This is a genomic window from Maledivibacter halophilus, assembly GCF_900167445.1.
GTDB lineage: Bacteria > Bacillota > Clostridia > Peptostreptococcales > Caminicellaceae > Maledivibacter > Maledivibacter halophilus.
In genome coordinates, this window is sequence record NZ_FUZT01000016.1 from 15,070 (window position 1) to 38,780 (window position 23,711).

Here is a 23,711-nt window from a genome sequence, read left to right on the forward strand (position 1 = left end):
GTCAAATCACCTCTTTTACATTTTTAAATTCTTTAAATTCATTTTCATATAAATGTCTATATACTTTACTATTACTTATTAATTTCTTGTGGGAATCTTGTCCTACAACTTCCCCTTCATCAATTACTATTATTTCATCCACATTATTAATTGAAGAAAATTTATGTGCAATTATAATAACAGTGTGCTTCTTAGAAATTTCATCAATAGTTTTTTTGAGATAAAGCTGTGATTCATTATCAAGTGATGAAGTTGCTTCATCCAAAAGTATAATTTTCGATTTCTTTACTAAAGCTCTAGCTATTGCTAATCTTTGTTTTTGACCACCTGATAGAGTAACACCATTCTCTCCTATAATAGTGTCATATCCTTCAGGTAAACTCATTATAAAGTCATGTATATATACTGATCTACAAGCATTTATAAGCTCTTCTTCATTTGCTTTTAGATTCGCTATTGATAAATTGTCCTTAATAGACATATTAAATAAAAAGGGTTCTTGTAATACTACAGAAATATGATTTCTAAGAGATTGTTCATTAAAATCTTGAATATCTATATCATCAATTAATATTCTTCCAGAATCATAATCATACAGTCTAAGAAGCAAATTAAAAATAGTTGTCTTACCACTACCATTGCTACCTACAATGGCAATCTTTTTATTAGGCTTGATCTCAAAGTTTATCATATTCAATACCTTTTTATTGTCCCTATATTTGAAACATACATTTTCCAACTTTATATTTCCATTTATTTCCTTAACTTCACGACAACCAAATTTTTCACTTGAATACAGCATATCATCAATTATTTCAAAGCTTCTTTCTAACGAAGTCATAGTACTCTGTATGCTTGAATTCAATTTAGTAATATTCATTAATGCAAGCGAAAAATTATGTGAATATGACGAAAAAGCAATAAAGTATTCTATGGAAAGTGATCCTTTTGATATTAAAAAAATACCAAAAGCCATCACTGCAGCCTCTGATAAATAATTCATTGCTCTTGCCAAGGTACTTGATAATACACTAGTAAAGTTTAAATTTATTGTCGAATCCTTTAATTTATTTGATGTCGTCGAAAATAATTTATAGCTATAATCCTTTATCCCTAAGCTCTTTATTTCTCTAATTCCTTGTATAGATTGCTGAATGTTACTATAGTAATTATCTCTTAATTGTGCTGCTTCTTTATTTTTCTTTCGTAATATATTCCCAAATTTTATAAATATAATAAATGAAATAGGAAAGGAACAAATAATTATGACAGACAATGGTATATTAATGCTAAAAATAGTAATTCCAATTGCAATGACTTTTAAGATATCAACAAATCCAATCAAAAAATGATTAGAAATTATATTTGCAATTGATATTGCATCTCCCTCTAATCTTGATAAGAAATCACCTGTCCTCATTTCATCAAATGCCTTTACTGGTAAATTTAATATTTTTTTATATATATCATGCTTTATGTTGTAGGTAATGTTTGAATTTAAAGATGTAAAAAGATATGATTTTATTAGTTCTATGCTAGATTGGGATATATTTAGTACAAATATTATTAGAATACTTATGAGTACACTATTATAATCTTTCTCAAACAGTGTCGCTATCATCTTCCCCCACATTAATGGCTGTACAATGTCAAAAACTATTCTCATTAATACAGTTACTAATGTGAAAAACAATTTTACTCTATATGATATGGTATAGCTAAGAGTTCTTTTCAGAAGCAAAATATCTTTTCGAGATAAAAATTTCATTATTTCCACACTTTCTTTATAATATTTCTATATCAATAATATCTTTTTTCTTATATAACTCTATTGATATTTCTTCATATCATAAAGTTCAATTTAAAAATTTGTCAGTAACAATATGTAGCATGGGATTAAATAGTTTCCTTATTATTATGGAATTTATTGAAATATAGCTATATTTTTTCTTTATATGTAAAATTATAGCATAATTTCTTTAAAATGTAGACATTTTCATCATAAAACATACATCTATTGTCCTGAATTGCATAATTATATTATATTTTATCTGTTTTTATGGACAAATGTTATTTCATGACTAAATATATGCTTTATAAGATATTAATTTAATATCTGCAGCTCATTACTAACTTTTTCTTTCGTGAGCATTACTTGTGTGCCATCTCTCATTCTAGAAGCAAGTATATCTTCATTGTCATTTGGACTAAATTCTTTAAGTACCTCTTCATATGTATACTTGTCTAATACAACTACTTCAATTATAGTTATATCTCTATTCAATATATCCTTAATATTTTGTGTAAGATCTATTCTTGGAGATTGGCCTATAGTAATAATTTTAATAAAATCAGTACTACCTTTTTTACCTAATACTGTTTGAACGGTTACATTTTTACCCTCTCTGCTTTTTAAAAAGGCTTCCACTTCTTTACCTTTAAAACCTTCAAAATACAAAACTATACTTTACCTTTCAAAAATAAAGTAAAGAGAACATAATATATTTGATATGCTCTCTTTGCCCTTAACATTTATGAAAACTTCCTCTTAAAATATAACTATATCCTCTTCCACTTAACCCCTTGGGGAGTATCTTCAAGTACAATACCCTTATTCTTCAAATCATCCCTTATATTATCAGCTAAGGCATAGTTCTTTTCTTTTCTGGCTTTTTGTCTTTCTTCAATAAGTTTTCCAATTTCCTCATCAAGTATTTCCTTTTCTTTATTTACTATTCCCAGCACATTAGTAAGTTCATTAAATAATTCATGACTTTTTTGAATAAGCTCCTTTGAAGACTCTGGGTTTATATTGGTATTTATTGATTTTACAAGCTCAAATATAGCTGAAATTCCATCGGCTGTATTTAAATCATCGTCCATTGCTTCTATAAATTTATCCTTGTATTTCAATAACTCATTAAATATTTCCTTTTCTTCATCCTTCATTTCATTTTTACTTGCATTTTTTATTAGATGCTCTAGATTTTCCTTAGAATTATATAATCTATCCAATGCGTTCTTTGCCTGCTGTATTAATTCTCTGCTGAAGTTTATTGGATTTCTATAATGGGCTGATAGTAGGAAAAACCTAACAACTTCTGGATCAAATTCATTTACTATTTCTCTAACGGTAAAAAAATTCCCCTTTGATTTTGACATCTTTTCGTTGTTTATAGTTATATATCCATTATGAACCCAATATCTTGCAAAGGGCTTTCCTGTAAAGGCTTCACTTTGTGCTATTTCATTTTCATGATGGGGAAAAATTAAATCCTGTCCTCCTGCATGGATATCTATAGTCTCACCTAAATATTTTGTTGACATAACCGAACACTCAATATGCCATCCTGGTCTTCCCTTTCCCCAGGGACTGTTCCAACTTGGCTCGCCGGGTTTTTGTTTTTTCCATAGGGCAAAATCAGTTGGATGCTTCTTTGTTTCATTTACCTCAATTCTAGCACCGGATTCTAACTCTTCAATGCTTTGCCTAGATAATTTTCCATATTCTTTGAACTTAGATGTGTCATAGTATACATCTCCATTAACTTCATAGGCATATCCCTTTTCAACAAGATTTTTTATAAAATTAACTATGTCGCTTATATTTTCTGTAACCTTTGGATGTATAGTTGCCCTCTTTATACCTATTGCATCAGCATCTTTAAAATATTCTTCAATATATTTTTTGCTAATCTCCTTTGATTCTACCCCTTCTTCATTTGCCTTTTTTATTATTTTATCATCTACATCTGTAAAATTCTGAACATATGTTACCTTATATCCCCTATATTCTAAATATCTTCTTAAAGTATCGAATATTATAAAGGGTCTAGCATTACCTATGTGAAAAAAATTATATACTGTAGGTCCGCAGACATACATCTTTACTTCCTCTGGAGTAATTGGTACAAACTCTTCCTTTTTTCTAGTCAAAGTATTGAATAGCTTCATCTTAATTTCTCCTTTCTGTATAAATTAACTATTTTGCTGGAATATCTGTATAGATTTCCAATAGCAAAACTTAATTTATATTAATTTAAAGTTGTTCATCTTTATAAATAAGTTTTTCTTCTAATTTTACTACTCTTTTTCTTAAACACTCCAGTTCCTTTGCTATAGGGTCTGGAAGTCTTACTTGATCAAGATCAGCACCATGTTTTTTACTATCTTTAATCTTTACATTATCCTTTATAACAATTTTACCAGGAACTCCCACTACTGTACAGTTAGGAGGCACTTCACTTAATACAACAGAACCTGATCCTATTTTTGAATCATCTCCTACCTTAAAGGGTCCTAATACCTTTGCTCCAGCAGCAATCACCACATTATTTCCTATTGTAGGATGTCTTTTTCCCGTATCTTTTCCTGTACCTCCAAGGGTAACTTCCTGATAAATTGTTACATCATCTCCTATTTCTGTTGTTTCCCCTATAACTACACCCATTCCATGGTCAATAAAAAATCTTTTTCCTATTTTTGCACCGGGATGTATTTCTATTCCGGTGAGAAATCTGCTCAATTGTGAAATAATGCGGGCTATTACAATGAATTTTCTTTTGTAGAAAAAATGAGCTATTCTATGAAGCAATATTGAATGAACACATGGATAACATAATATTACTTCCAACCTACTTTTGGTAGCAGGGTCCCTTTCAATAATAGCGTCTAGATATTCAAAAAAATCCTTAAACATGTTTCTCTTCCTCCTTTCTCACTATCTATATTCATGCTCACTGTTATTGACACAAAACGTGAAAAGATTCTAAATTTTTCTATGCAAAAAACCCCGCCTCTGGAAAAATCCAGAGACGGGGAATATCCGCGGTTCCACTCTGATTAGACGTAATAACATCTCTCTCAAATAGCCTTTAACGGAGCTACCCGTAAGACCTACTTTTGCATGTATATTTCAGCCTTAGACTTATAGGTGCACTTCAACCTGTAATCTAGTTTGGGACTGCTTTCAGCCGGTGACAGTCCTTCTCTAAAAACATCAACAAGTCTACTCTCCTAATCAATGCCATATTACAATATATAATTTCTTTCTACATACTCTATTCTTTTAATAAGATTTTCTCTTCCAATTATAGCTATTACTTTATCTATATCCGGTCCATGGAGTTGACCTGTAAGGGCAGCCCTTATAGGCATATATAGATTCTTTCCTTTAACTCCGGTTTCTTTTTGAATCACTTTGAATACTTTTTTACCAAATACTGCATCAATAACATCAGCATTTTTTATCTTATCTTTAAGTGTATTCAAAAGGTCCTGAACATGTTCCAATTTTAACATTTTTATAACATCATCATTTTCAGGCTTTACTTCTTCTCCAAAGAATTGCTTAGCATAATCAGATATTTGACTTAGGGTTGAAATTCTCTCTCTTGCAGTTTCTACTATCATTTTAACCCATTCATATTTTTCATTAAGTTCTTCTTCCTTTACCATATCTGCTTGTACTAGATAAGGTATACATAGCTTTGTAAGCCTATCTATATCTGCTTCTTTTATATAATGTTCATTTACCCAGTTCAGTTTATCAACATCAAATACTCCGCCACTTTTTGACACCCTATCAAAGGAAAAGCTTTCTATCATTTCATCCATTGTCATTATTTCTTTATTTTCTTCAGGACTCCAGCCCACAAGAGCTATATAATTAACCAGTGCCTCTGGCAGATATCCCTTGTTTTTGAAATCTTTTACTGCCACATCCCCCTGTCTTTTGCTTAATTTTTTCTTTTCCTTGCTAAGAATATTAGGTAGATGTGCAAACTTCGGAAGTTCCCATCCAAATGCTTCATATAGAATTATCTGCTTTGGAGTAGAGGGCAGCCACTCTTCTCCACGAACCATATGGGTAATACCCATCAAATAGTCATCTACTACAACGGCAAAATGATATGTGGGAAATCCATCGGATTTTATGAGAACCTGATCGTCAGAATCATTTGTATTCATTATAACTTTTCCTCTTACTAAATCATTAAATGCTATTTCTCTATCCTTAGGTAGTTTTAATCTTATAACATGGGGTTCACCATTTGCAACTCTTCTTTTAGCTTCTTCCATTGGAATATTTCTACAGTGGCCATCATATCCAAGCATTTCGCCCTTTTCTTTTTGTTCTTCTCGAATTTTATCTAATCTTTCTTTAGAACAAAAACAATAGTATGCATGTCCGCTTTCTAAAAGTTTTTCAATATGGTCTTTATATATATCAAGCCTTTCAGATTGTGTATAGGGGCCATACTCACCTTTTACAACAAGCTTACCATCTTCAAACATTGGACCTTCATCATGTGTAATTCCTGCCCACTCCATCGAGCTAAGTAAATTTTCTATAGAACCTTCTACATATCTGGTTCTATCGGTATCTTCTATTCTAATAATATATTTTCCACCATTTCCTTTTGCGAAAAGGTAGTTATATAAAGCAGTTCTCAAACTTCCTATATGAACATATCCAGTAGGACTTGGAGCAAATCTTAATCTTACAGTCATTATTTTACCTCCTATATGTAATTCAACTAACCGCATAGCTTTACTTAAATATTTATTATATTAGATTATTATATCCTAAATATATTTTTGTATCAAGGGAATTGTATAAAAGCATGTTTCGATGCTATTGTAGTTCTAAGTTCAAAGTTGTAATTTCTAAGTCCTGTAGTCTTTCTAATGGATGTTAAAACAAATAATTTGATTTTAGCTAATACCAAGAATATTAAATACTTTCTCTATGGCCTTATCAGCATCTAATTCTTCCCTTTCATTTTCCCATCTAAGTTTGAACTCCACTTTATTTTCACTGGAACCCCTTGCTACTACTATTCTTATGGGAATACCCAAAAGATCAGCATCGTAAAACTTTGCTCCTGCCCTTTCTTTTCTATCATCAATTATTACATCTATCTTTTTATTCTTTAGTTCATTATAAATTCTTTCTCCTAAAGAATTTTGATCCTCCTTTTTAGTATTTAATATTGATATTATTACATGGTAGGGAGCTAAAGCCAAAGGCCATATTATACCATCTTTATCATGATTTTCTTCTACTATAATACTTATGAGCTTGTATATGTCCATATAGCTTGAGATACCATAAATCCCCATAGGCTTTCCTTCTTTATTCTTATATAGCATATTTTTAATATAATTTATTTTATCCAGGTTTAAAATTTTTCCTATGGATATTCCATGTTCTTTATTTAGCGTACCACCACATAATGGACATTTATCCTCACCCAAAATATAGCTCACATCGGCCACTAAGTCTCCTTCAAAATCCCGCTCATACTTTACATTTTTTAGATGATAATTCTTTTTATTGGCTCCAGTTATTAATGATCCTGCCTTGGTTATTTCTCTATCTACTATTATTCTAACACCTTGAAGTTCAACGGGACCAACAAATCCAGGAACAGTTTCAATACTGCCGTCAATTTCTTCATACTCTGCCATTTCTATATCCTCTACAGCCACATCTAAAACACTGGCAAGCTTATATGGATTGAGTTCTCTGTTTCCCCTTATAACCACTGCCAAAATTTCTTCTTTTACCTTAATTAATAATGTTTTTGCTAAATCTTTAGAGTTTATATTTAAAAACTCCTCCAATTCCTTTATAGTTTTTATATCTGGAGTATAAACAGCTTCTATCTCCTTATCATCAATCTCAATTTCTTCAATATGAAAATCAGACATTTCCTCAAAGGCTTTATATCGGCATTTCTCACATTTGAAAATTTTTCTATCTCCCCTATTGCAAGAGTATACAAATTCTTCAGCCCTAGCTCCCGACCTTTTTTCATTATGGGACTGCAAGGTAAAGATATTTAAACCCATATCCTTAAGCTTCGATTTGTAAAGATTCTTTATATCATCGTATCCTTGAATTAATGCTTCTTCATCTTCGAAAAAACTACAAGTCCTTAGATTAGTATATCTTTTAGATTTTATTAAACCGTCCTTTATTTTTATCTTTTCACGCTGTGATATAAATATATCATATATAGATATTGGAAAGTCTTTATATGATTTCATATCATTTCTCAAAGTGAGACTGGCTGTCTTTTCAAATTCTTTATCCGATGGTATATATACTCTTTGAAAACCTCTTTGTTCAAGTTCTCTTGTCAACAGATGTAAAAGCTTATCCATTGTTTTTGATCCAAAAGGTAATACCGAGTATACTCCGTCAGAAACGCTTCTAAACATTCCTGATCTTAGCAAAAGCTTTTGACTTGCAATATTAAATTCTCCATCAATCTTCTTAGAGGTTTTTCCAGCTAACTTTGTCATTCGCATGCTTTATCTCTCCTAACAAATTTATATATACTATTTATTATAACAGTTTTTATTATTTATATTGAAACAATGTCAAAGGTGGACTTCTATATATTAAGTTTTGAGATTGTTTCCCTATAAATAATCAAGATTAAAATTTCATGAAATATTATATAAATTTTTTCTATGTTAAAAGTTTTTCTATTGTAATTTTCTATATTGATAAATAGCTCTTCCTATTTATTATATAATTTTAAGAAGGTAAATTTGTTTATATAAATTTGAGGAGGGTTATAAGATGGCCGATTATAGAGATATGTGGAAATCACTTGAAATGGATGTAGAAAAACATGATGAGCTTTGTGAAATATTACCTAAATTTTATGGAGACATCTATCTTTCACAGGAGAATCGTCCTGAAGGTATGAACTACTTTAACTTTGTTGTATCTGAAGTTCATGGCCTTAGAATTAAAGAGCTTCTAGAACATAAAGAAAAAAATGAAAAAGTCATTGGAACCTTTTGTGTTTTTGTTCCTGATGAAGTAATAAATGCTACTGGTGCTGTTAGTGTTGGATTATGCGGTGGCTCAGAATTTTGGGAACCGGCTGGGGAAAAGGTTCTTCCAAGAAATACATGTCCATTGGTAAAGGCCTCTGTTGGTGCAAAGATTTCTGGAACATGTCCCTATTTTCAATCATGCGATCTTATCGTTGGTGAAACCACTTGTGATGGAAAGAAAAAAGCATGGGAAATTTTAAATGAATATATACCAGTTCATGTTATGGATCTTCCACAAATGAAAAGGGAAAAGGATAATTTACACTGGCAAGATGAAATAAAATTATTCATTGAAAGATTAGAAAACTTAACTGGCAATAAAGTTACTGTAGAAAATTTAGCTAAAAGTATCAAACTAATTAATAAAAAACGCAAAGTCCTAAAAAGACTCTATGATGCTAGAAAAGCAAATAAGCTTCCTATAAGCGGTAAAGACGCTCTTTTAATATCACAAATAGCTTTTTATGACAATCCCGAAAGATTTATAGAAAAAACAGGTGAATTATGTGATGAATTAGATAACAGAATTGAAAAAGGTATATCGGTATTTAAAGAAGATACTCCTAGAATTTTAGTAACTGGAACTCCTATGGCTATTCCCAATTGGAAGCTTCATCATATTATTGAAAGTAGCGGTGGAGCTGTTGTATGTGAAGAAACTTGTACAGGTAGTAGATACTTTGAAAATCTAGTTAAGGAAGATGGCAAAACTTTAGAAGAACAAATGAAGGCCTTAGCCGATAGGTATTTAAACATCAACTGTGCCTGCTTCACTCCTAATCCTGGAAGAATAGAAGATATAATTAAATATTACAAAGAATACAAAGCTGATGGGGTTGTATACTTTACTCTACCATTTTGCCAAACATATGCCACTGAATTCAAAAAGGTTAAGGATGCCCTTGATAAAGAAGGTATACCAGTAATTATGATCGAAACAGGCTATAGCTTGCAAGATGCCGGTCAGCTAAAAACTAGACTCGAAGCATTCTTTGAAATGCTAGAAACTAATAAGCAGGCAGCTGTATCTAAATAAAATGGATAGAAAATTTGAAACCTATATTCTCTTTCCAAGTCACTCCGATGGTTTGGCCCTTGAAAAACTTTTAAAGTATAATCATATAAAGTATACTATTGTTCCAACTCCAAGGGCTTTAAGTAAATGCTGCGGCATTTCCATACGAATTGACCCAGAGGATACTTCTAGGATAAAAGAAATTTTAGCTGAAAATCCCAGTATCAATACAGAAGGAATCTATAATCTAGAAAAAAAGAAAAGTTCTTTATTTAATTTTTAATTTACTAGCACAACAAGTTAATTTAGTTATATATAGGAGGCAGTATAATGTATTCAGTTGGAATCGACTCAGGTTCTGTGGCAACTAAGGCCGTTCTTTTTAATGGCAAAATGATTGAAAAAATCATTATCCCTACTGGATGGAGTCCAAAGACAGCTGCTAAGGAAGCTATAGACTTATTGATTAATAAAGTAAATATAGATAAAAAACAAGTTAAAAAAATAATTGGTACCGGATATGGTAGAATATCTATGCCCTTTGCAGATAAAACTGTTACAGAAATAACCTGCCATGGTAAAGGTGCTCATTTTCTCAACAGCAATGTAAGAACTATTCTTGACATTGGCGGTCAGGACAGTAAGGTAATAAGCCTTGATAATAATGGCAATGTAATTGACTTTGCAATGAATGACAAATGTGCTGCAGGTACAGGAAGATTTCTTCAAGTAATGTCTAATGTACTTGAAGTGGATGTAAGTGATTTAGATGACATAACCGACAATGTAAAGCCTGAACCAATAACCAGCATGTGCACTGTTTTTGCTGAATCTGAAGTTATAAGTCTTCTGGCTAAAGGTTTACCTAAAGAAAGGGTAGCGGCTGGAATAGTTTATTCCATTGCAAACAGAGGTACCTCTATATTAAACAAGGTAAGTCTCGTTGATACTATAGCCTTTACAGGAGGTGTGGCTAAATCTGCAGTTATAAAAAAAATGATAGAAAAGGAAATGGGTAAAAATTTATATGCTCCAAAAGATTCTCAAATAGTTGGAGCATTGGGAGCAGCTGTTATTGGCTGGAATCTATTAAACAAGTAATAGAATTCCTTATTTATAATTTAGTCACAAAGTTAAAATAAAACCCATTATTAATCCTTTGTAATGGGTTTTATTTACTATATAATATCAAATTCATATTTAACTTCATTCCACTCTCTAGTACTAATATTTTTTAAACTTTTCTCTATAAACGTCACATGGTTTTTAACATCTATTAATAGAAGGGTTGATGCTCTAGTTCCATAATTCGGGCTTTCAATAAAAATAGAAGAGAGAATTCTTTCCCGCCTTATACCTATTCCAGTATCAGGTAATTCTTCATCTTTTGGAGACCATTTATCAAAGAGAATTCTGTATAAATCACTAAAATCAATTTCTCTATTGGAATTAATCATTTCCTTAAACCTCTTTTTACCTCTTATGATCTTAGGCCATGGCGTATCTAAAAGTGCGTTGCTAAGTCCATAAATTCCAGGCCTTATTTCCTTTATTTTATTATCGACATTAGAGTAATAGTACAAAGCAGAAGTATTTCCCACCAAAAGGTTAAAGGGGTTGTACTTTTGTCTCTCATCCTTGATCTTTTCCATATAGGTCTTAGGCGAATACCCTTTAATCAAATAATCCTTAACCAAATTACCGCGACTTATTGGATCATCAATAAGCAAGGAAAAATCCCTATAATTTGTAATTGCTGAAAAATCTCCCCTTTTACTTATACCCATCCATGTTCCATTCTTCTCTAAGTCCCTCCCGGCTAATACGTTGGGATAGTCCTTCCAAAACTCTGCACTTTTTGTAGGCCTTTCATAAATTTCATCCCTATTTGCAGCAAATACAAGTTTATATTGTGGATGAGCCTTGTATGCAAAAAAAATTATACACATATTCATTCTTCCTTTGTAAATATCTAATCTCTCTCACTGCCAATTTCAATTACCTTATTTATTTTAGACATAATATGATCATATCCATTTTCTAAGTGGGGAATAGTACAATCACTACAATCTTTTGTTCCATGATTATATTTAAAGTTTCCGCCACATTTGTCCTTTAATGCATAAAGTGGACAAAAACAAAAAAGACAATTGAACTTTTCATTATCTTTTACCTTATGACAAGGAAAGTATTCACATTTAGTATTTTGCACAAATTTAAAATTTTCACTCATAACTTGTCCCCTCCTTATTTTGCTCTTCTATTATAACATGTATTACTTCTATGTTACAAACTGCACATTATAATTCTTACCAATCCATTTCAAAATTAGGTCTGCTTATGAAGAGAAAAGCTTTTTAAAGCATAAAGGGACTGTGAAAGAAATCGTTGATTCATTGATTTTATATTTAAATAATTTAACTTGTTGTGCCAGTTATTATATCTAAGGTTTTAATATTTCATTTGAGTGATTTTTATAACACATAGGAAATTATAATCTTACCAAATTATGAACGAATATAATTCCCTTCATGTGGTTCAAAAAAGTCTACAATTTAAAAGCTTTATAAAAGACTTTTTTATAAACTTGTTTCCCTCTTCAAAATCCTATGAAAAATTAGGCTTGTAGCATGAATGAAAAGAATTTACTAGCACAACAGGTTAATTTGATTTCACATTATAAATTATAATAATTTATTTTAATCTTAGTTCTTAATAAAATTTCTTTGAATTCTTTACATCGTATACACCCATAAGTGCTTCTCCAAAACGCTGATAGTGTACAACTTCTCTTTCACGAAGAAATCTTAAAGCATCTTTTACTCCTGGGTCATCAGTGATATTTATAAGGTTCTCATAAGTGGCCCTTGCTTTTTGCTCTGCGGCCATATCTTCATGAAGATCAGCAACTGGATCTGCCTTAGACTGTATAAAGGCTGCCGTCCATGCATATCCTCCTGCACTATGGGGGAAAGGACTTTTGCCATGGCTAACGTAATGGGCTTCAAATGCAGTTCCCTTAATCTGTTCTATTGGAGCATCCTTAACTAATTTCCACATAATTGTTGCAATTATTTCCCAATGGGCCAATTCTTCAGTGCCTATATCAGTTAATATACCCTTTGCTTCATTTGTAGGCATAGTATATCTTTGGCTTAAATATCTTATCCCTGCTGATAGTTCTCCATCTGGCCCGCCGAACTGTTCTAACATCATTTGTGCTAAAGTAGGATTACAGCTATCTACTCTAACAGGATATTGTAATTTCTTTTCATAAATCCACATATATTTTTACCTCCTTTAATACTATATTTCCCAAGGCCATGGTTCCTCTATCCATCTCCAGGGATATTGACTTGGAGAAAATCCAAAGTTTAATAATGGTCCATAATTCATTTCATACGTTCTCTTTAACTGATCAAGCTCATATACATATTTATTATAATCCATTAATGCTTCCATATTATCTGGATGGGTATCAAGATATAGATTTATATCTAAAGCTACAAATTCAACTTCTTGAATCCTTCTTAACAAATCACTTCTTCCCATTTCATGCTTCATTTATTCTCCTCCTTCCCAAACTTGCTTTCCTTGTTTATATATGGTTTATAGAGGTCTGCAAAAATAGTTCCTCTTTTTAGAGCCTCCTCTAAAGAAAATAGGTTTGTATAGGGCTGACTTACTATATAGGGTCTTGCTAATTGCCATTTCCCCATAGTCATATTTTTAGTTTTATGCTCACTATTCATATTTTCACCTCTCTTTATTAACGTTCCATATCATAATATTCATTAATATATAGAAATGTGTATAAAAAAAAGAGCTCAAAATATTATAGATGAACTCTCTAAAAAATTATAATGATTTTATTTTCTCCTAATCTCTCTAACTTTTTCAATTCCCAAAGTAATTATGAGCATTAAAAATAAAAATATAAGAATCTTTAATTTTTCTTCAAAAGGAACCCCTAATAACATCTTTTATCCTCCTTTGTTCATTGTCTAAAATCCATGTATTATGTAAAAGCTCCTATTTCTTTATATATTTTTCAATTTTTCCCATGTGTTTATTTTAATAATAACATAACACTATTATCAAGTCAATTCTTTAAGAATCCATTTTATATTGTCTATTAGTAACTGGTATTATATTCTTTTAAATTATAAATTTATTATAGAGGTGGTAGTATTGAAATATGACTTAAATATAATGGGCAAACGAATTAGAGAAGAACGTACTAAAAGAAATTTGACTATTGAACAGCTTTCAGAGTTAATCGATCTTTCTCCTTCTTTTTTAGGGCTTGTTGAAAGAGGGGCTAGAGGATTAAGCATAGAAAAGCTTATTACTGTTGCTGAAGTATTTGATATATCAATTGATTCTTTATTAAAATCAAATGATTCCACTGAAGTTACAAAATATGACGCTGTTAAATCTTTATTATATAATTTAGATGATACAGAATTCAATTTTATTTCAAATATTATAAAGGAATCGAGAAAGTTGTTTAAGGCTAAAGCTGAAGAAGACAAATAGAAATGGCTCTAAAATATTATAGGTTCTAATGTTAGTTATACATATAAAAAGCTAAACCAAGACTTAAATTTTATAAATTAAATTTATCTTGGCTTAGCTTTTTAAAATTTCATCTTAGATTAAAAAATCATAATATTTAGTCTATCTTTATAAATCTATTTTTAATACTACTGGACAATGATCACTTCCCATTACATCTGAATGAATTTCAGCATCTACTAAAAACTCCTTTAAACCTTCAGATACAATAAAATAATCTATTCTCCAGCCTGAATTCCTTTCCCTGGCCTTTCTCATATAAGACCACCAGGTATAAACTTCTTCTTTACCTGGGTAAAAATATCTGAATGTATCTATAAAACTGCTTTCTAACAGCTCAGTCATTTTTGCTCTTTCTTCATCGGTAAATCCTGCATTTTTTCTATTTGTTTTAGGGTTTTTGAGGTCAATTTCTTTATGGGCCACATTGAGGTCTCCACATAAAATAACTGGTTTTTGTGAATTTAACTCTAATAAATAATTTCTAAAAACATCTTCCCAAGTCATTCTATAATCAAGTCTTGCCAATTCTCTCTGAGAATTTGGAGTATACACATTAACCAGATAAAATTTTTCAAATTCTAAAGTTATAACTCTACCTTCCTGATCATGCTCTTCAATTCCCAAGCCATATTTTACTGATAAAGGCTCTTTCTTTGTAAATACTGCTGTACCGGAATAACCTTTTTTCACTGCATAATTCCAATATTGATTGTACCCCTTTAGGTCCAAATCAATTTGTCCTTCTTGTAATTTAGTTTCCTGAACACAAAATATATCAGCATCCATATCATTAAAGTAATCTAAAAAACCCTTTTTTACACAGGCCCTTAGTCCATTAACATTCCAAGAAATTAGTTTCATAATTTTTACCTCCATTTATATATATAGTTTTATTCTATCAATTAGCACCGGCTTTGTCATTTGTTTTCTTGGAAGAAAGATATAAGTTATCAAAAAATATTATATTCTAATAAAAAAATACTCTATGATAGAACAAATAAACCACTATAAGTAATAATTATTTTTATAACTGCTATATAAATAATTGAGGAAATTGCATAATTCTAACTTGGCAGAATTGCATAATATATATGGTATGTCTTTGGAGATTTTAAAACTATATGTATTAGATAGTTTTTACAGAAAATAATTATGCAGTTTGCTCAATTAAGAGTTTTTATAAAACTTATTGATTTTAATTAAAAAGTTTTTGGTTTTTGGGAACATTTTTCATATAACTTAATCTATATTAAGTGAAACATTCTTGAGATAGGTTGGCCAACCATGAAATTTGGAATGTTTAAAAAAATTTAGGAGGAAAAAATAATGTTTAGAAAAACTATATCTTTAATTTTGTGTTTAACATTATTATTGTCTATGTCTGTAAGTGCCTTTGCCATCCAAGGTGCATCTGATCCAAAAGTGAAAGCAATATTTATAAAAGACGAAAATGGAAATTTAGTTGAGATAACCAAAGAAGAACATGATAGAATATTGGAAAACCTGCAAGCAGAAAAGAAACAAATAATTAATTCTGTAAATAATAAAGATGTAAAGCCATTAGGAATGACAGATGACTGGTATAGATATGATGAAGAAGAAACTGGAAGCAAAGAAAGAAGTGATCTTAGAAGTGTAGATAGTAATGTACAATACAATAACACATCATCAAAATCAAAATTTGCATTTTCATATGAAAAAAAAGTAGGTGCAGAATTTACAATTAATTTGTCAAGTAATGAAAAATCTGCTGTTAGAGGTGGTATGTCATTAGGCTGGAATAGTTCTGAAACATATAAAGAAGAACATTCTTTTGAAGTTAGTCCTAAAAAATATGGTTGGGTTGAAATTGCACCAGTTATGAATTATACCGAAGGGTATGTTCGCACATTTGATTGGCTAGGAAAACAAAAAGATGAAAAATGGGTTAGAACTTACATTCCAAGGGATGGAGAAATGCCTGAATATTTCTACTATCTAATGGAAGATTCTGAAAAGCCTGATGGATATTAATATATAATTAATGCTATAATAAAGATGGGGTGTAATATTGAATAAAAGAAGGATGGCGAATAGTTACATAATCTCTAGCATATATTTATTTTCTATTCTAATAGTTAGTGCTAAATTTCTACAACTATATCGTTCCTCAATCACAAGAGATTTGTCAGAAAGCATTTGGGAAACGCTTCCTTTTTTAGTTTGGTTTTTACCTATTTTACTATTAATCATGGGATTTTATGAAGCAAAAAGGTAATAGCATATAATTTCTATAACACAAAAGGATCTTCGTGTACGAAGATCCTTTTGTCTGTAAAAATTGAGGAAATTGTATAACTCTAATTTGGTAAAATTGCATATGCAAATATTATCCTTAATTTAATTTTTTAGAATAAAATATATTTTGATGGTATGTATCTGAAGTTTTTGAAACTATATATGGTAGTTAGTTTTTTGAGAAGGTAATTATGCAATTTGCTTAATTATATATTTATTTTATAAATTTATTTTTTAAGGTTAAAGAATTTTTTTCTTATTTTAGGGAACATATTGCTTTTTAATTACTCTATAATTAGTGAAACTAAAAATTAAGGAGGGAAATTTCATGAAAAGATCAGTAACTTTAATAATTATTATCACCATATTTCTAGTATTTAGTGTTTTATCTTTTGGTCAAACTAAGGAGGCTAAGATATTAAATGATGGTACTATTGTAAATAGGACATCATCACATGAATACCTAATAGATAATGGATGTTCAATTGACTTCTATATATCCGATAATCGGTTGGTAGCTTCTGCTTATACTAATACATACATTGATGTTACTAGTATATATGTTAAAGTATATATCCAAAGGTATAGTAACGGGTCTTGGGTTACTATAGATAGTAAAACCAGCACTGTAAATGATAGTAAAAAAGCTGATGTCTATTTGTCAATAAAACCATTATCCAGTGGCCAATATAGAGCATATGCTATCCATAAATTAACGCATAATGGAAAAACAGAAAAGGACACTTCTAATACTAAATCAATAATTGTAAATAAAAAATAGGAGGCCCAAAAGGCATCTTATTTTAATTCTGATATTATTTTTTTAGATTCTTCTATAGTTAAATGATAATATACGGTAATATTTGTTCTTATAGCATTTTCTGTCCATATTAGCTTTGTTATTTTATCATTAATGTTTATATAGTTATAAATGCTTTTATTAATTTTAATCTTTTCTATATTACTATCTTTATTAATCTCCATAGTATTATTTGTTTCTAAACCTTCTAACTTATGTATTAATTCTAAATTCCCCTTATCTGTTATATATTCTATTATAATTTTTTTATCTCCTACTACATATACTTTCTCTATTTCATAAGGAAGTTCTTTAAATTTAAATGATATTATATCCCTAGCTCCATTTATATCTATCTCCATTTTTTCAACATTGATATTGGATTGACTATGGGTAGATGAACCTTCATTGATTATTTTTTTATTTTCTTTACCTATAATATCAAAGATTTTAAATGTCTTCCAAGAATAAGATTTATTAGTGTTTAGATTAATTACTGCTAATATTAATATTACAATAGCTACAATCGATAATATTTTTTTATAACGGAAACCTTTCCTTTTAATTCTTATTTTTTCCCATTCCCTTTCTATTTCTTCATCACTAACATTAACACTTTCAATTTCAGCTTTTAAAGTTTCTTCAATTAAAGAATCTAACCTTTCATTATCTGGCATAATTAACACCTTCTTTTTCAATGATCTGCACCTCATTAATAATTTGTTTTTTAGCTCTGCTGATTCTCGATTTTACAGTTCCTATACTAATATCAAGGTGTCCAGCAATTTCTATGTATGTCATGTCACAGTAATATCTTAAAATTATAATTTCCTTATACTGAGGATTTATTTTTTCTAAAGATTTTTTTATATAATCTAACTTCATTTCTCTATCCATTTTTTCTATTATTTCATTCTCAATATTGTTTGTTACTATACTTAAATTATTATAATCTTCAATAAAATAGAGTTTGCTATTCTTTTGAATATATTTTTTAGCTAAGTTTGTCCCTATAGCACATATCCAGCTTTTAAACTTTGAAATATCTTTTAATGTATAAAATTTTTCAAAGGCAGTAATAAAAGCTTCATTGGTTAGTTCTTTAGTAATTTCTTTATTCTTTATACAATAATATATTGTCCTGTAAACTGTTTTGTAATATTTTTTATATAGACAAGCTTCTTGTTTAAAGTCTAAAGTCTTTTTATTAGACAATATATTGAAAAATGACATCGACAAATTATCACCCACCTTACTAAAATTTATATACAAACATAATAAAATAATTTAGTTAAAAATAAAAGTAAACTTTGTCGAAGTATATTTTTTATTTTATTAAACAAGAAAGATATTAGTAATCCTAATAAATAATAAGCTAATTATATCTCTAAAATATCTCTTTTCTCATAAACTCTTTTAAAATCTTCTTGTTTAATAGTTCTATCTTGATAATTATTTCAAATTCCTTCATTGTTTTATAAAGATAATCATCAAGTCCATTTAAGTCAAAGATTTCATCCTTTGTATTATCTGTAACCCTATATAACCTTTTCAATTCCTTCAATAATCTTCTTATGTAGTTAATTTTATAGTTTTTATATGATATACACCTATAAATATATATTATTTTCTTTATTTTCTTACATATCCCCCCTTTAGATTTTCCCATAAGAACCCTCCTCTATACTTCTTCATTCTTAAAGCTTATTTCTATTTTTCTACATAAACCTTTATCTCAATAGAATTAACCTATTTTTATTTAGGAAAATGGATTATATGTTAAATTTTAGCATACATTATGCACTATAGTCAATATTAAATACCAACTATAGGCTGTTAATTTTTCGTCTATTTACAGTTAAAGTAAGCATAGAGGAGTGATTTTATGGACAATGTAAAGCTAGGTAAAAGAATACGGGAAGAACGTCTTAGATTAGGTTTAACACAAGAAGATTTGGCGGAGTATTCAAATATTTCTCTTACATATATGGGAAGAGTTGAACGTGGAGAAAGAAATATGACAGTTAAAACTCTTGTAAATATAGCTAACGCTCTAGGAGTTACAATAGACTATTTATTAGATTCTGTTGTTAATATCAAAGATGATAATTTGATAAAGCAATGGCTTCAACTCACTCATAATAGAAGCGATAAAGAAAAGAAGATGGCTATTGATGTTATCAAGGTTATGTTTGGGCATTTAGATTCCTAATCATAATTTAACCTGTTGTGCTAACAAATTAAATTTTTTGTTTTTAAATATAGCTTAGGGAGTTGTAATATTTCATTTGAGTGATTTATAGAATGAACGAAAAGGAAATATTACAACTCCCTATATAGAAGCCTGCATAACTAGCATTATTGATTTTAAAATTCTTCATATGTATTATGCAATTTCCTCATATATTTATAATTGAATTAATAAAATAAGTACATATAGATAAGAATTTCAATATATCCAATATTACGGTTCAACTTTTGGTACAGTATACTATATAGTTTAGATGATCTTTTTATAATCATCAAATATTTTTCAGCTTATAAAAAAACAACCTAAATTATTATTTATTTTTCTTTATAATATTTAGTATTTTTATATTTTTTAGAAATTTTCAACCAATACATAACAAACCCTATCATTATTATAAAAAAAGCAGTTGTATTATATATAATTAAGGAACTTAATTTATTAGGGCTTTTCGAAGAAAAATAAATGGTAAAGAAAATGTAAATAATTGCTATAGGGATAGATTTTCGAATTACAAATTTGACAATGCCTTGTTCATATATATCTTTCCATTTTGATACATCATTATGATTATTTGACATATTTGTCTCCCCTTTCTCTTGAGTAAACATAGGCATCACTACCCATGCTCCTCTACAGAATCGTACGTGCCCTATTTAGACATACGGCTCTTCACATTATATTTTATCATCTATAGAATAAACTTACTCTTATGTTAGGTTTTAGTAGCGGAAAAGTTTTCAGCAGTCCATTATAGAATGTCTCTACACTCTACATTTTTTCATTATTTTCATGTTATAATGCTTTTAATTGTACGCGTACATATATTTTACATTATAGATAACCAATATTAAGACTAAAATTATACTATAAATTTTTTATAGACCAATTGATTTAAATTTCAATAAATAGAAAAATGTATAATTCAAACTGTCAACTTGGTTATCTATAGAAAAACATCCATAATATTAAAATGAGGTAAAATTATGAAAAAAATATTGAGTTTAGTATTAGTATTTACTATGTTGTTTTCAACTGTTTCAAGTTTTGCGACTACAAATAATGTTGATCCTCAAAACAAACAAAGGCTTTTCAGACGTAATTGACATTGGGAGTTCTCCAAAATATTCAAGACTGAGTACTAAAATGAATAAGATTGAAAAAATTAAGAAAGAAATTGCAAACGGGAATCTCAACTTAAATGCAATAGATATTGAAAAAACATTCATAAAAAACCCCGTTAAGGAAAATTCCACACATCTTATGAGTTCAAGTGAAGAGGATGAAATCATGGATGTATTATATAATGAAGGTTTATTGGATACAGGTCTTGATAACTATTTTAATTTTAACTAACATATAGGAGATGATTGATATCCTTAGAATTTTTAAATTGCCTAGTACTTATTATTTTTTAATAACTACTATATTCTTTATCTATATTGGTTCAAATTGGCGAAAATATTTAACTCGTAAGTTGCTTTATGCCTCTATTTTTTATATAACACTTATGTTCGTAATATATCAATTATCATTTAGCATGATATCAATATATCTATTAGAAACATTTCACGCCGATAATGTAATTATTGAACATGATTCTGATCGGTTAAATGTAGAAGCAAATAAAATTCTCATTAGTGATAGTGGGATTTATATGCGAAAGCAAAATATAGAAGAGTTATTATTAAATTTTCGACAAGAACCCTATATAACATTGTGGTTTTATAAAAACAATAAATTGATTACAAAATTTAAGGTATATCAATCATCAGATGAAACTCCATACTCTGGTTTAGTAAATAATATGCCTGTTATAATAAAATGGCATGGTCGCATTATTAAACTAAACAATGAATTCTATGTGAATTTAGATAGATTTATTTAATATATCTCTTTTGGGTAGTAGGCCCAATCCTAGCAAACGTGTCATCAAGTGCAAAATAAAATTATGTTTAATAAACCTCCTAAAATATAATATCTTAGGAGGTTTATAACTTAAAAATATATTCTATTTACTAATAAGCCTTAGCCATATAAACCATATGCTTTGCTTCCTTGCCGCAGAAATGACATTTGCCACCAAGGTCTTCCTGCTCAAAGGGAATACATCTGATTGTTGCCCCTGTCTCTGCCTTTACATGTTCTTCACATTCTCTATCTCCACACCACATAGCCTTTGCAAATCCAGGTTTTTCTTCCATTTTTTCTTTAAAGTCTTCAAAGCTTTCTACATAATATGTGTTTGCATCTCTATGCTTTCTTGCTTTTTCAAGCATGTCTTTTTGGATTGTTTCTAATAATCTATTTATATTTTCAGCTAATCCATCCATAGATACTGCTTCTTTTTCTAAGGTATCTCTTCTAGCAACCATTACTTGGTTATTCTTAATATCTCTAGGACCTATTTCTATACGAACAGGTACTCCCTTCATTTCATATTCATTGAATTTCCAGCCCGGTGAGTAGTTTTCATTATCATCAAGCTCTACTCTTAATCCCATATCATCAAGCTGCTTTTTAAGCTCATAGGCCTTGTCTAGAACTCCTTCTTTATGCTGTGCTATTGGTATGATTACAACCTGATTTGGTGCAAGTCTTGGAGGTAATACCAGCCCTCTATTGTCTCCATGTACCATTATAACTCCACCTATAAGTCTTGTTGATACTCCCCATGAAGTATGATATGGATTTTGCATATCTCCATTTCTATCCAAGAATGAAATATCAAAGGCCTTGGTAAAATGCTGTCCTAGGTTGTGGGAAGTTCCTGCCTGAAGAGCTTTACCATCATGCATTAAGGCTTCCATAGTATAGGTAGCATATGCTCCTGCAAATTTTTCCCTTTCACTTTTCCTTCCTGTTACTACAGGTATTGCAAGTAAATCTTCAGCCATCTCCTTATAGATATTTAGCATTTGAATAGTTTCCGCCTGGGCTTCATCATAGGTTTCATGTAATGTATGACCCTCTTGCCATAAAAACTCTGAGGTTCTTAAGAATGGCCTTGTGCTTTTTTCCCATCTTACAACACTACACCATTGGTTATACAGGTATGGAAGCTCTCTATAGGATTTTAACCACTTTGAATACATTGAACAAATAATAGTTTCTGAAGTTGGTCTAACACAAAGTCTTTCTGCTAATTTTTCTTTTCCTCCATGGGTTACCCATGCAACCTCTGGCGCAAAACCTTCAACATGCTCTGCTTCTTTTTGAAGTAGACTTTCAGGTATTAAAAGAGGAAAATAGCAGTTTTTATGTCCAGTATCTTTAAATCTTCCGTCTAAAAAGCTTTGGATATTTTCCCAAAGGGCATATCCATATGGTTTTATTACCATAAATCCCTTTACCGGTGAATAGTCAACAAGGTCAGTTTTTCTAATAACATCTGTATACCATTGGGGAAAATCAACCTCCATTGGGGTGATTTCTTTAACAAAATCTTTATTATTTTTACCCATTACATCACTCTCCTTTATTTTTTAGTTACAAGTTGCAAGTATTAGGGTCTTTCTATTAAGTTTCTTTAAAGAACAACCTGCTCCAATATTTTATTGACATTATTTTATAACTTTCTATATTTCTTGAATTCACTAGGGTTAATGGATATAGTTTTCATGAAAAATCTTTGAATTCTAGAAAATAAAAAACCCCGTCTCTAATTTTAGAGACGAAGGCTATTCGCGGTACCACTCTAATTAATCTATAATTTATGCTTAAAATGATTTAGTATTTAATATTTACAGATTATCTTCCTACGATGATAACGGTATCGCCAACCGTATGACTTCTTTTCCCGCCATAGGCTCTGGGGTGGGTTCAAAATAAATATATTCTGTGAAATTTTCCAGCCATCGAATTTCACTCTCTAGAGAAATCATCATTTTTACTTATTCCCTTCACAGCCAATATATGAAATTTATTAAATC

26 protein-coding genes and 2 other annotated features are annotated in these 23,711 nt (G+C 29.8%); of the genes, 9 read left to right on the top strand and 17 right to left on the bottom strand.

The genetic code is table 11. The annotated features are described in order from the left end of the window. Position 1 precedes the first annotated feature (1 nt). The 6 genes from B5X81_RS22835 to B5X81_RS22860 all read right to left on the bottom strand — a co-directional run bounded on the left by B5X81_RS22835 (position 2) and on the right by B5X81_RS22860 (position 8,319). Positions 2-1,768: an ABC transporter ATP-binding protein gene (locus B5X81_RS22835; protein ID WP_079495237.1), complete on the bottom strand. Its 1,767-nt coding sequence runs from the start codon at positions 1,766-1,768 to the stop codon at positions 2-4. A gap of 336 nt (positions 1,769-2,104) precedes the next feature. Continuing rightward, positions 2,105-2,458 carry an AroM family protein gene (locus tag B5X81_RS22840; RefSeq protein WP_170917567.1) on the bottom strand — a complete coding sequence of 118 codons (354 nt, stop codon included), beginning with the start codon at positions 2,456-2,458 and terminating at the stop codon, positions 2,105-2,107. 101 nt (positions 2,459-2,559) lie between these two features. Further along, a complete protein-coding gene (gene cysS, locus B5X81_RS22845) occupies positions 2,560-3,954 on the bottom strand; it encodes a cysteine--tRNA ligase (RefSeq protein WP_079495240.1) in 1,395 nt (464 codons plus the stop codon). Between the two features lie 85 nt (positions 3,955-4,039). Continuing rightward, positions 4,040-4,699 carry a serine O-acetyltransferase gene (gene cysE / locus B5X81_RS22850; protein WP_079495242.1) on the bottom strand — a complete coding sequence of 220 codons (660 nt, stop codon included), beginning with the start codon at positions 4,697-4,699 and terminating at the stop codon, positions 4,040-4,042. 108 nt (positions 4,700-4,807) lie between these two features. Next, positions 4,808-5,033: a binding site (T-box leader), on the bottom strand. Further along, positions 5,032-6,513: a glutamate--tRNA ligase gene (gene gltX / locus B5X81_RS22855; RefSeq protein ID WP_079495243.1), complete on the bottom strand. Its 1,482-nt coding sequence runs from the start codon at positions 6,511-6,513 to the stop codon at positions 5,032-5,034. It overlaps the preceding feature by 2 nt. Before the next feature lie 204 nt (positions 6,514-6,717). Next, positions 6,718-8,319, bottom strand: coding sequence for a proline--tRNA ligase (locus tag B5X81_RS22860; RefSeq protein ID WP_079495245.1), 1,602 nt, complete (start codon positions 8,317-8,319; stop codon positions 6,718-6,720). A 277-nt stretch (positions 8,320-8,596) separates the two neighbouring features. On the opposite strand from B5X81_RS22860, the gene B5X81_RS22865 reads away from it, so the two are divergent. The 3 genes from B5X81_RS22865 to B5X81_RS22875 are packed head-to-tail and all read left to right on the top strand — an operon-like array spanning position 8,597 to position 10,975. Continuing rightward, the gene (locus B5X81_RS22865; protein WP_079495246.1) at positions 8,597-9,895 is read left to right on the top strand and encodes a double-cubane-cluster-containing anaerobic reductase; all 1,299 of its coding nucleotides are present in this window, start codon (positions 8,597-8,599) and stop codon (positions 9,893-9,895) included. 1 nt (position 9,896) lies between these two features. Then, positions 9,897-10,157: a DUF3343 domain-containing protein gene (locus tag B5X81_RS22870; RefSeq protein ID WP_079495248.1), complete on the top strand. Its 261-nt coding sequence runs from the start codon at positions 9,897-9,899 to the stop codon at positions 10,155-10,157. 47 nt (positions 10,158-10,204) lie between these two features. Next, positions 10,205-10,975, top strand: a complete 771-nt coding sequence (locus B5X81_RS22875; RefSeq protein ID WP_079495249.1) for an acyl-CoA dehydratase activase — start codon at positions 10,205-10,207, stop codon at positions 10,973-10,975. A 77-nt stretch (positions 10,976-11,052) separates the two neighbouring features. Here B5X81_RS22875 and B5X81_RS22880 read toward each other — a convergent pair whose 3' ends face one another. The 5 genes from B5X81_RS22880 to B5X81_RS22900 form a co-directional block, all read right to left on the bottom strand. After that, complete coding sequence (locus tag B5X81_RS22880) at positions 11,053-11,823, bottom strand: NRDE family protein (protein WP_079495251.1); 771 nt, start codon at positions 11,821-11,823, stop codon at positions 11,053-11,055. A gap of 23 nt (positions 11,824-11,846) precedes the next feature. Continuing rightward, complete coding sequence (locus B5X81_RS22885) at positions 11,847-12,107, bottom strand: cysteine-rich small domain-containing protein (protein ID WP_079495252.1); 261 nt, start codon at positions 12,105-12,107, stop codon at positions 11,847-11,849. 479 nt (positions 12,108-12,586) lie between these two features. Beyond that, the gene (locus B5X81_RS22890) at positions 12,587-13,159 is read right to left on the bottom strand and encodes a manganese catalase family protein (RefSeq protein WP_079495254.1); all 573 of its coding nucleotides are present in this window, start codon (positions 13,157-13,159) and stop codon (positions 12,587-12,589) included. 21 nt (positions 13,160-13,180) lie between these two features. Further along, a complete protein-coding gene (locus B5X81_RS22895; protein WP_079495255.1) occupies positions 13,181-13,438 on the bottom strand; it encodes a spore coat protein CotJB in 258 nt (85 codons plus the stop codon). After that, on the bottom strand, positions 13,435-13,626 hold the full coding sequence (locus B5X81_RS22900; protein ID WP_079495257.1) for a spore coat associated protein CotJA: 192 nt from the start codon (positions 13,624-13,626) through the stop codon (positions 13,435-13,437). Before B5X81_RS22900 ends, B5X81_RS22895 begins: the two co-directional genes overlap by 4 nt. 460 nt (positions 13,627-14,086) lie before the next feature. Between B5X81_RS22900 and B5X81_RS22905 the strand changes: the two genes are divergently transcribed. Then, the gene (locus tag B5X81_RS22905; RefSeq protein ID WP_139380443.1) at positions 14,087-14,413 is read left to right on the top strand and encodes a helix-turn-helix domain-containing protein; all 327 of its coding nucleotides are present in this window, start codon (positions 14,087-14,089) and stop codon (positions 14,411-14,413) included. Positions 14,414-14,560: 147 nt separating this feature from the next. On the opposite strand, the gene B5X81_RS22910 is transcribed toward B5X81_RS22905, so the two are convergent. Continuing rightward, the gene (locus B5X81_RS22910) at positions 14,561-15,316 is read right to left on the bottom strand and encodes an exodeoxyribonuclease III (RefSeq protein ID WP_079495260.1); all 756 of its coding nucleotides are present in this window, start codon (positions 15,314-15,316) and stop codon (positions 14,561-14,563) included. A 465-nt stretch (positions 15,317-15,781) separates the two neighbouring features. Between B5X81_RS22910 and B5X81_RS22915 the strand changes: the two genes are divergently transcribed. Continuing rightward, entirely contained in the window at positions 15,782-16,468 is a 687-nt protein-coding gene (locus tag B5X81_RS22915) for a hypothetical protein (RefSeq protein ID WP_079495261.1), read from the top strand. Between the two features lie 63 nt (positions 16,469-16,531). Here B5X81_RS22915 and B5X81_RS27935 read toward each other — a convergent pair whose 3' ends face one another. Continuing rightward, positions 16,532-16,687 carry a hypothetical protein gene (locus B5X81_RS27935; protein WP_208985123.1) on the bottom strand — a complete coding sequence of 52 codons (156 nt, stop codon included), beginning with the start codon at positions 16,685-16,687 and terminating at the stop codon, positions 16,532-16,534. 373 nt (positions 16,688-17,060) lie between these two features. On the opposite strand from B5X81_RS27935, the gene B5X81_RS22920 reads away from it, so the two are divergent. Continuing rightward, positions 17,061-17,513 carry a hypothetical protein gene (locus B5X81_RS22920; protein ID WP_079495263.1) on the top strand — a complete coding sequence of 151 codons (453 nt, stop codon included), beginning with the start codon at positions 17,061-17,063 and terminating at the stop codon, positions 17,511-17,513. 17 nt (positions 17,514-17,530) lie between these two features. On the opposite strand, the gene B5X81_RS22925 is transcribed toward B5X81_RS22920, so the two are convergent. The 3 genes from B5X81_RS22925 to B5X81_RS22935 form a co-directional block, all read right to left on the bottom strand. After that, on the bottom strand, positions 17,531-18,208 hold the full coding sequence (locus B5X81_RS22925; protein ID WP_079495264.1) for a hypothetical protein: 678 nt from the start codon (positions 18,206-18,208) through the stop codon (positions 17,531-17,533). Beyond that, positions 18,198-18,764 carry an RNA polymerase sigma factor gene (locus B5X81_RS22930; protein WP_079495266.1) on the bottom strand — a complete coding sequence of 189 codons (567 nt, stop codon included), beginning with the start codon at positions 18,762-18,764 and terminating at the stop codon, positions 18,198-18,200. The genes B5X81_RS22925 and B5X81_RS22930 overlap by 11 nt, the downstream gene beginning before the upstream one ends. Before the next feature lie 154 nt (positions 18,765-18,918). Then, positions 18,919-19,200 (bottom strand): hypothetical protein, encoded by a 282-nt coding sequence (locus B5X81_RS22935; protein WP_079495267.1) that lies wholly within the window; start codon positions 19,198-19,200, stop codon positions 18,919-18,921. A gap of 216 nt (positions 19,201-19,416) precedes the next feature. Between B5X81_RS22935 and B5X81_RS22940 the strand changes: the two genes are divergently transcribed. The 3 genes from B5X81_RS22940 to B5X81_RS27940 all read left to right on the top strand — a co-directional run bounded on the left by B5X81_RS22940 (position 19,417) and on the right by B5X81_RS27940 (position 21,667). Continuing rightward, positions 19,417-19,743: a helix-turn-helix domain-containing protein gene (locus B5X81_RS22940; RefSeq protein WP_079495269.1), complete on the top strand. Its 327-nt coding sequence runs from the start codon at positions 19,417-19,419 to the stop codon at positions 19,741-19,743. A gap of 1,182 nt (positions 19,744-20,925) precedes the next feature. Then, positions 20,926-21,135 (top strand): hypothetical protein, encoded by a 210-nt coding sequence (locus B5X81_RS22950; RefSeq protein WP_079495272.1) that lies wholly within the window; start codon positions 20,926-20,928, stop codon positions 21,133-21,135. A gap of 154 nt (positions 21,136-21,289) precedes the next feature. Next, positions 21,290-21,667 carry a hypothetical protein gene (locus B5X81_RS27940; RefSeq protein ID WP_139380445.1) on the top strand — a complete coding sequence of 126 codons (378 nt, stop codon included), beginning with the start codon at positions 21,290-21,292 and terminating at the stop codon, positions 21,665-21,667. A gap of 130 nt (positions 21,668-21,797) precedes the next feature. Here the strand turns inward: B5X81_RS27940 and proS are convergent, their stop codons facing one another. Next, entirely contained in the window at positions 21,798-23,243 is a 1,446-nt protein-coding gene (proS, locus tag B5X81_RS22960; protein ID WP_079495275.1) for a proline--tRNA ligase, read from the bottom strand. A 202-nt stretch (positions 23,244-23,445) separates the two neighbouring features. After that, positions 23,446-23,694, bottom strand: a binding site (T-box leader). Between the last annotated feature and the right edge of the window lie 17 nt (positions 23,695-23,711).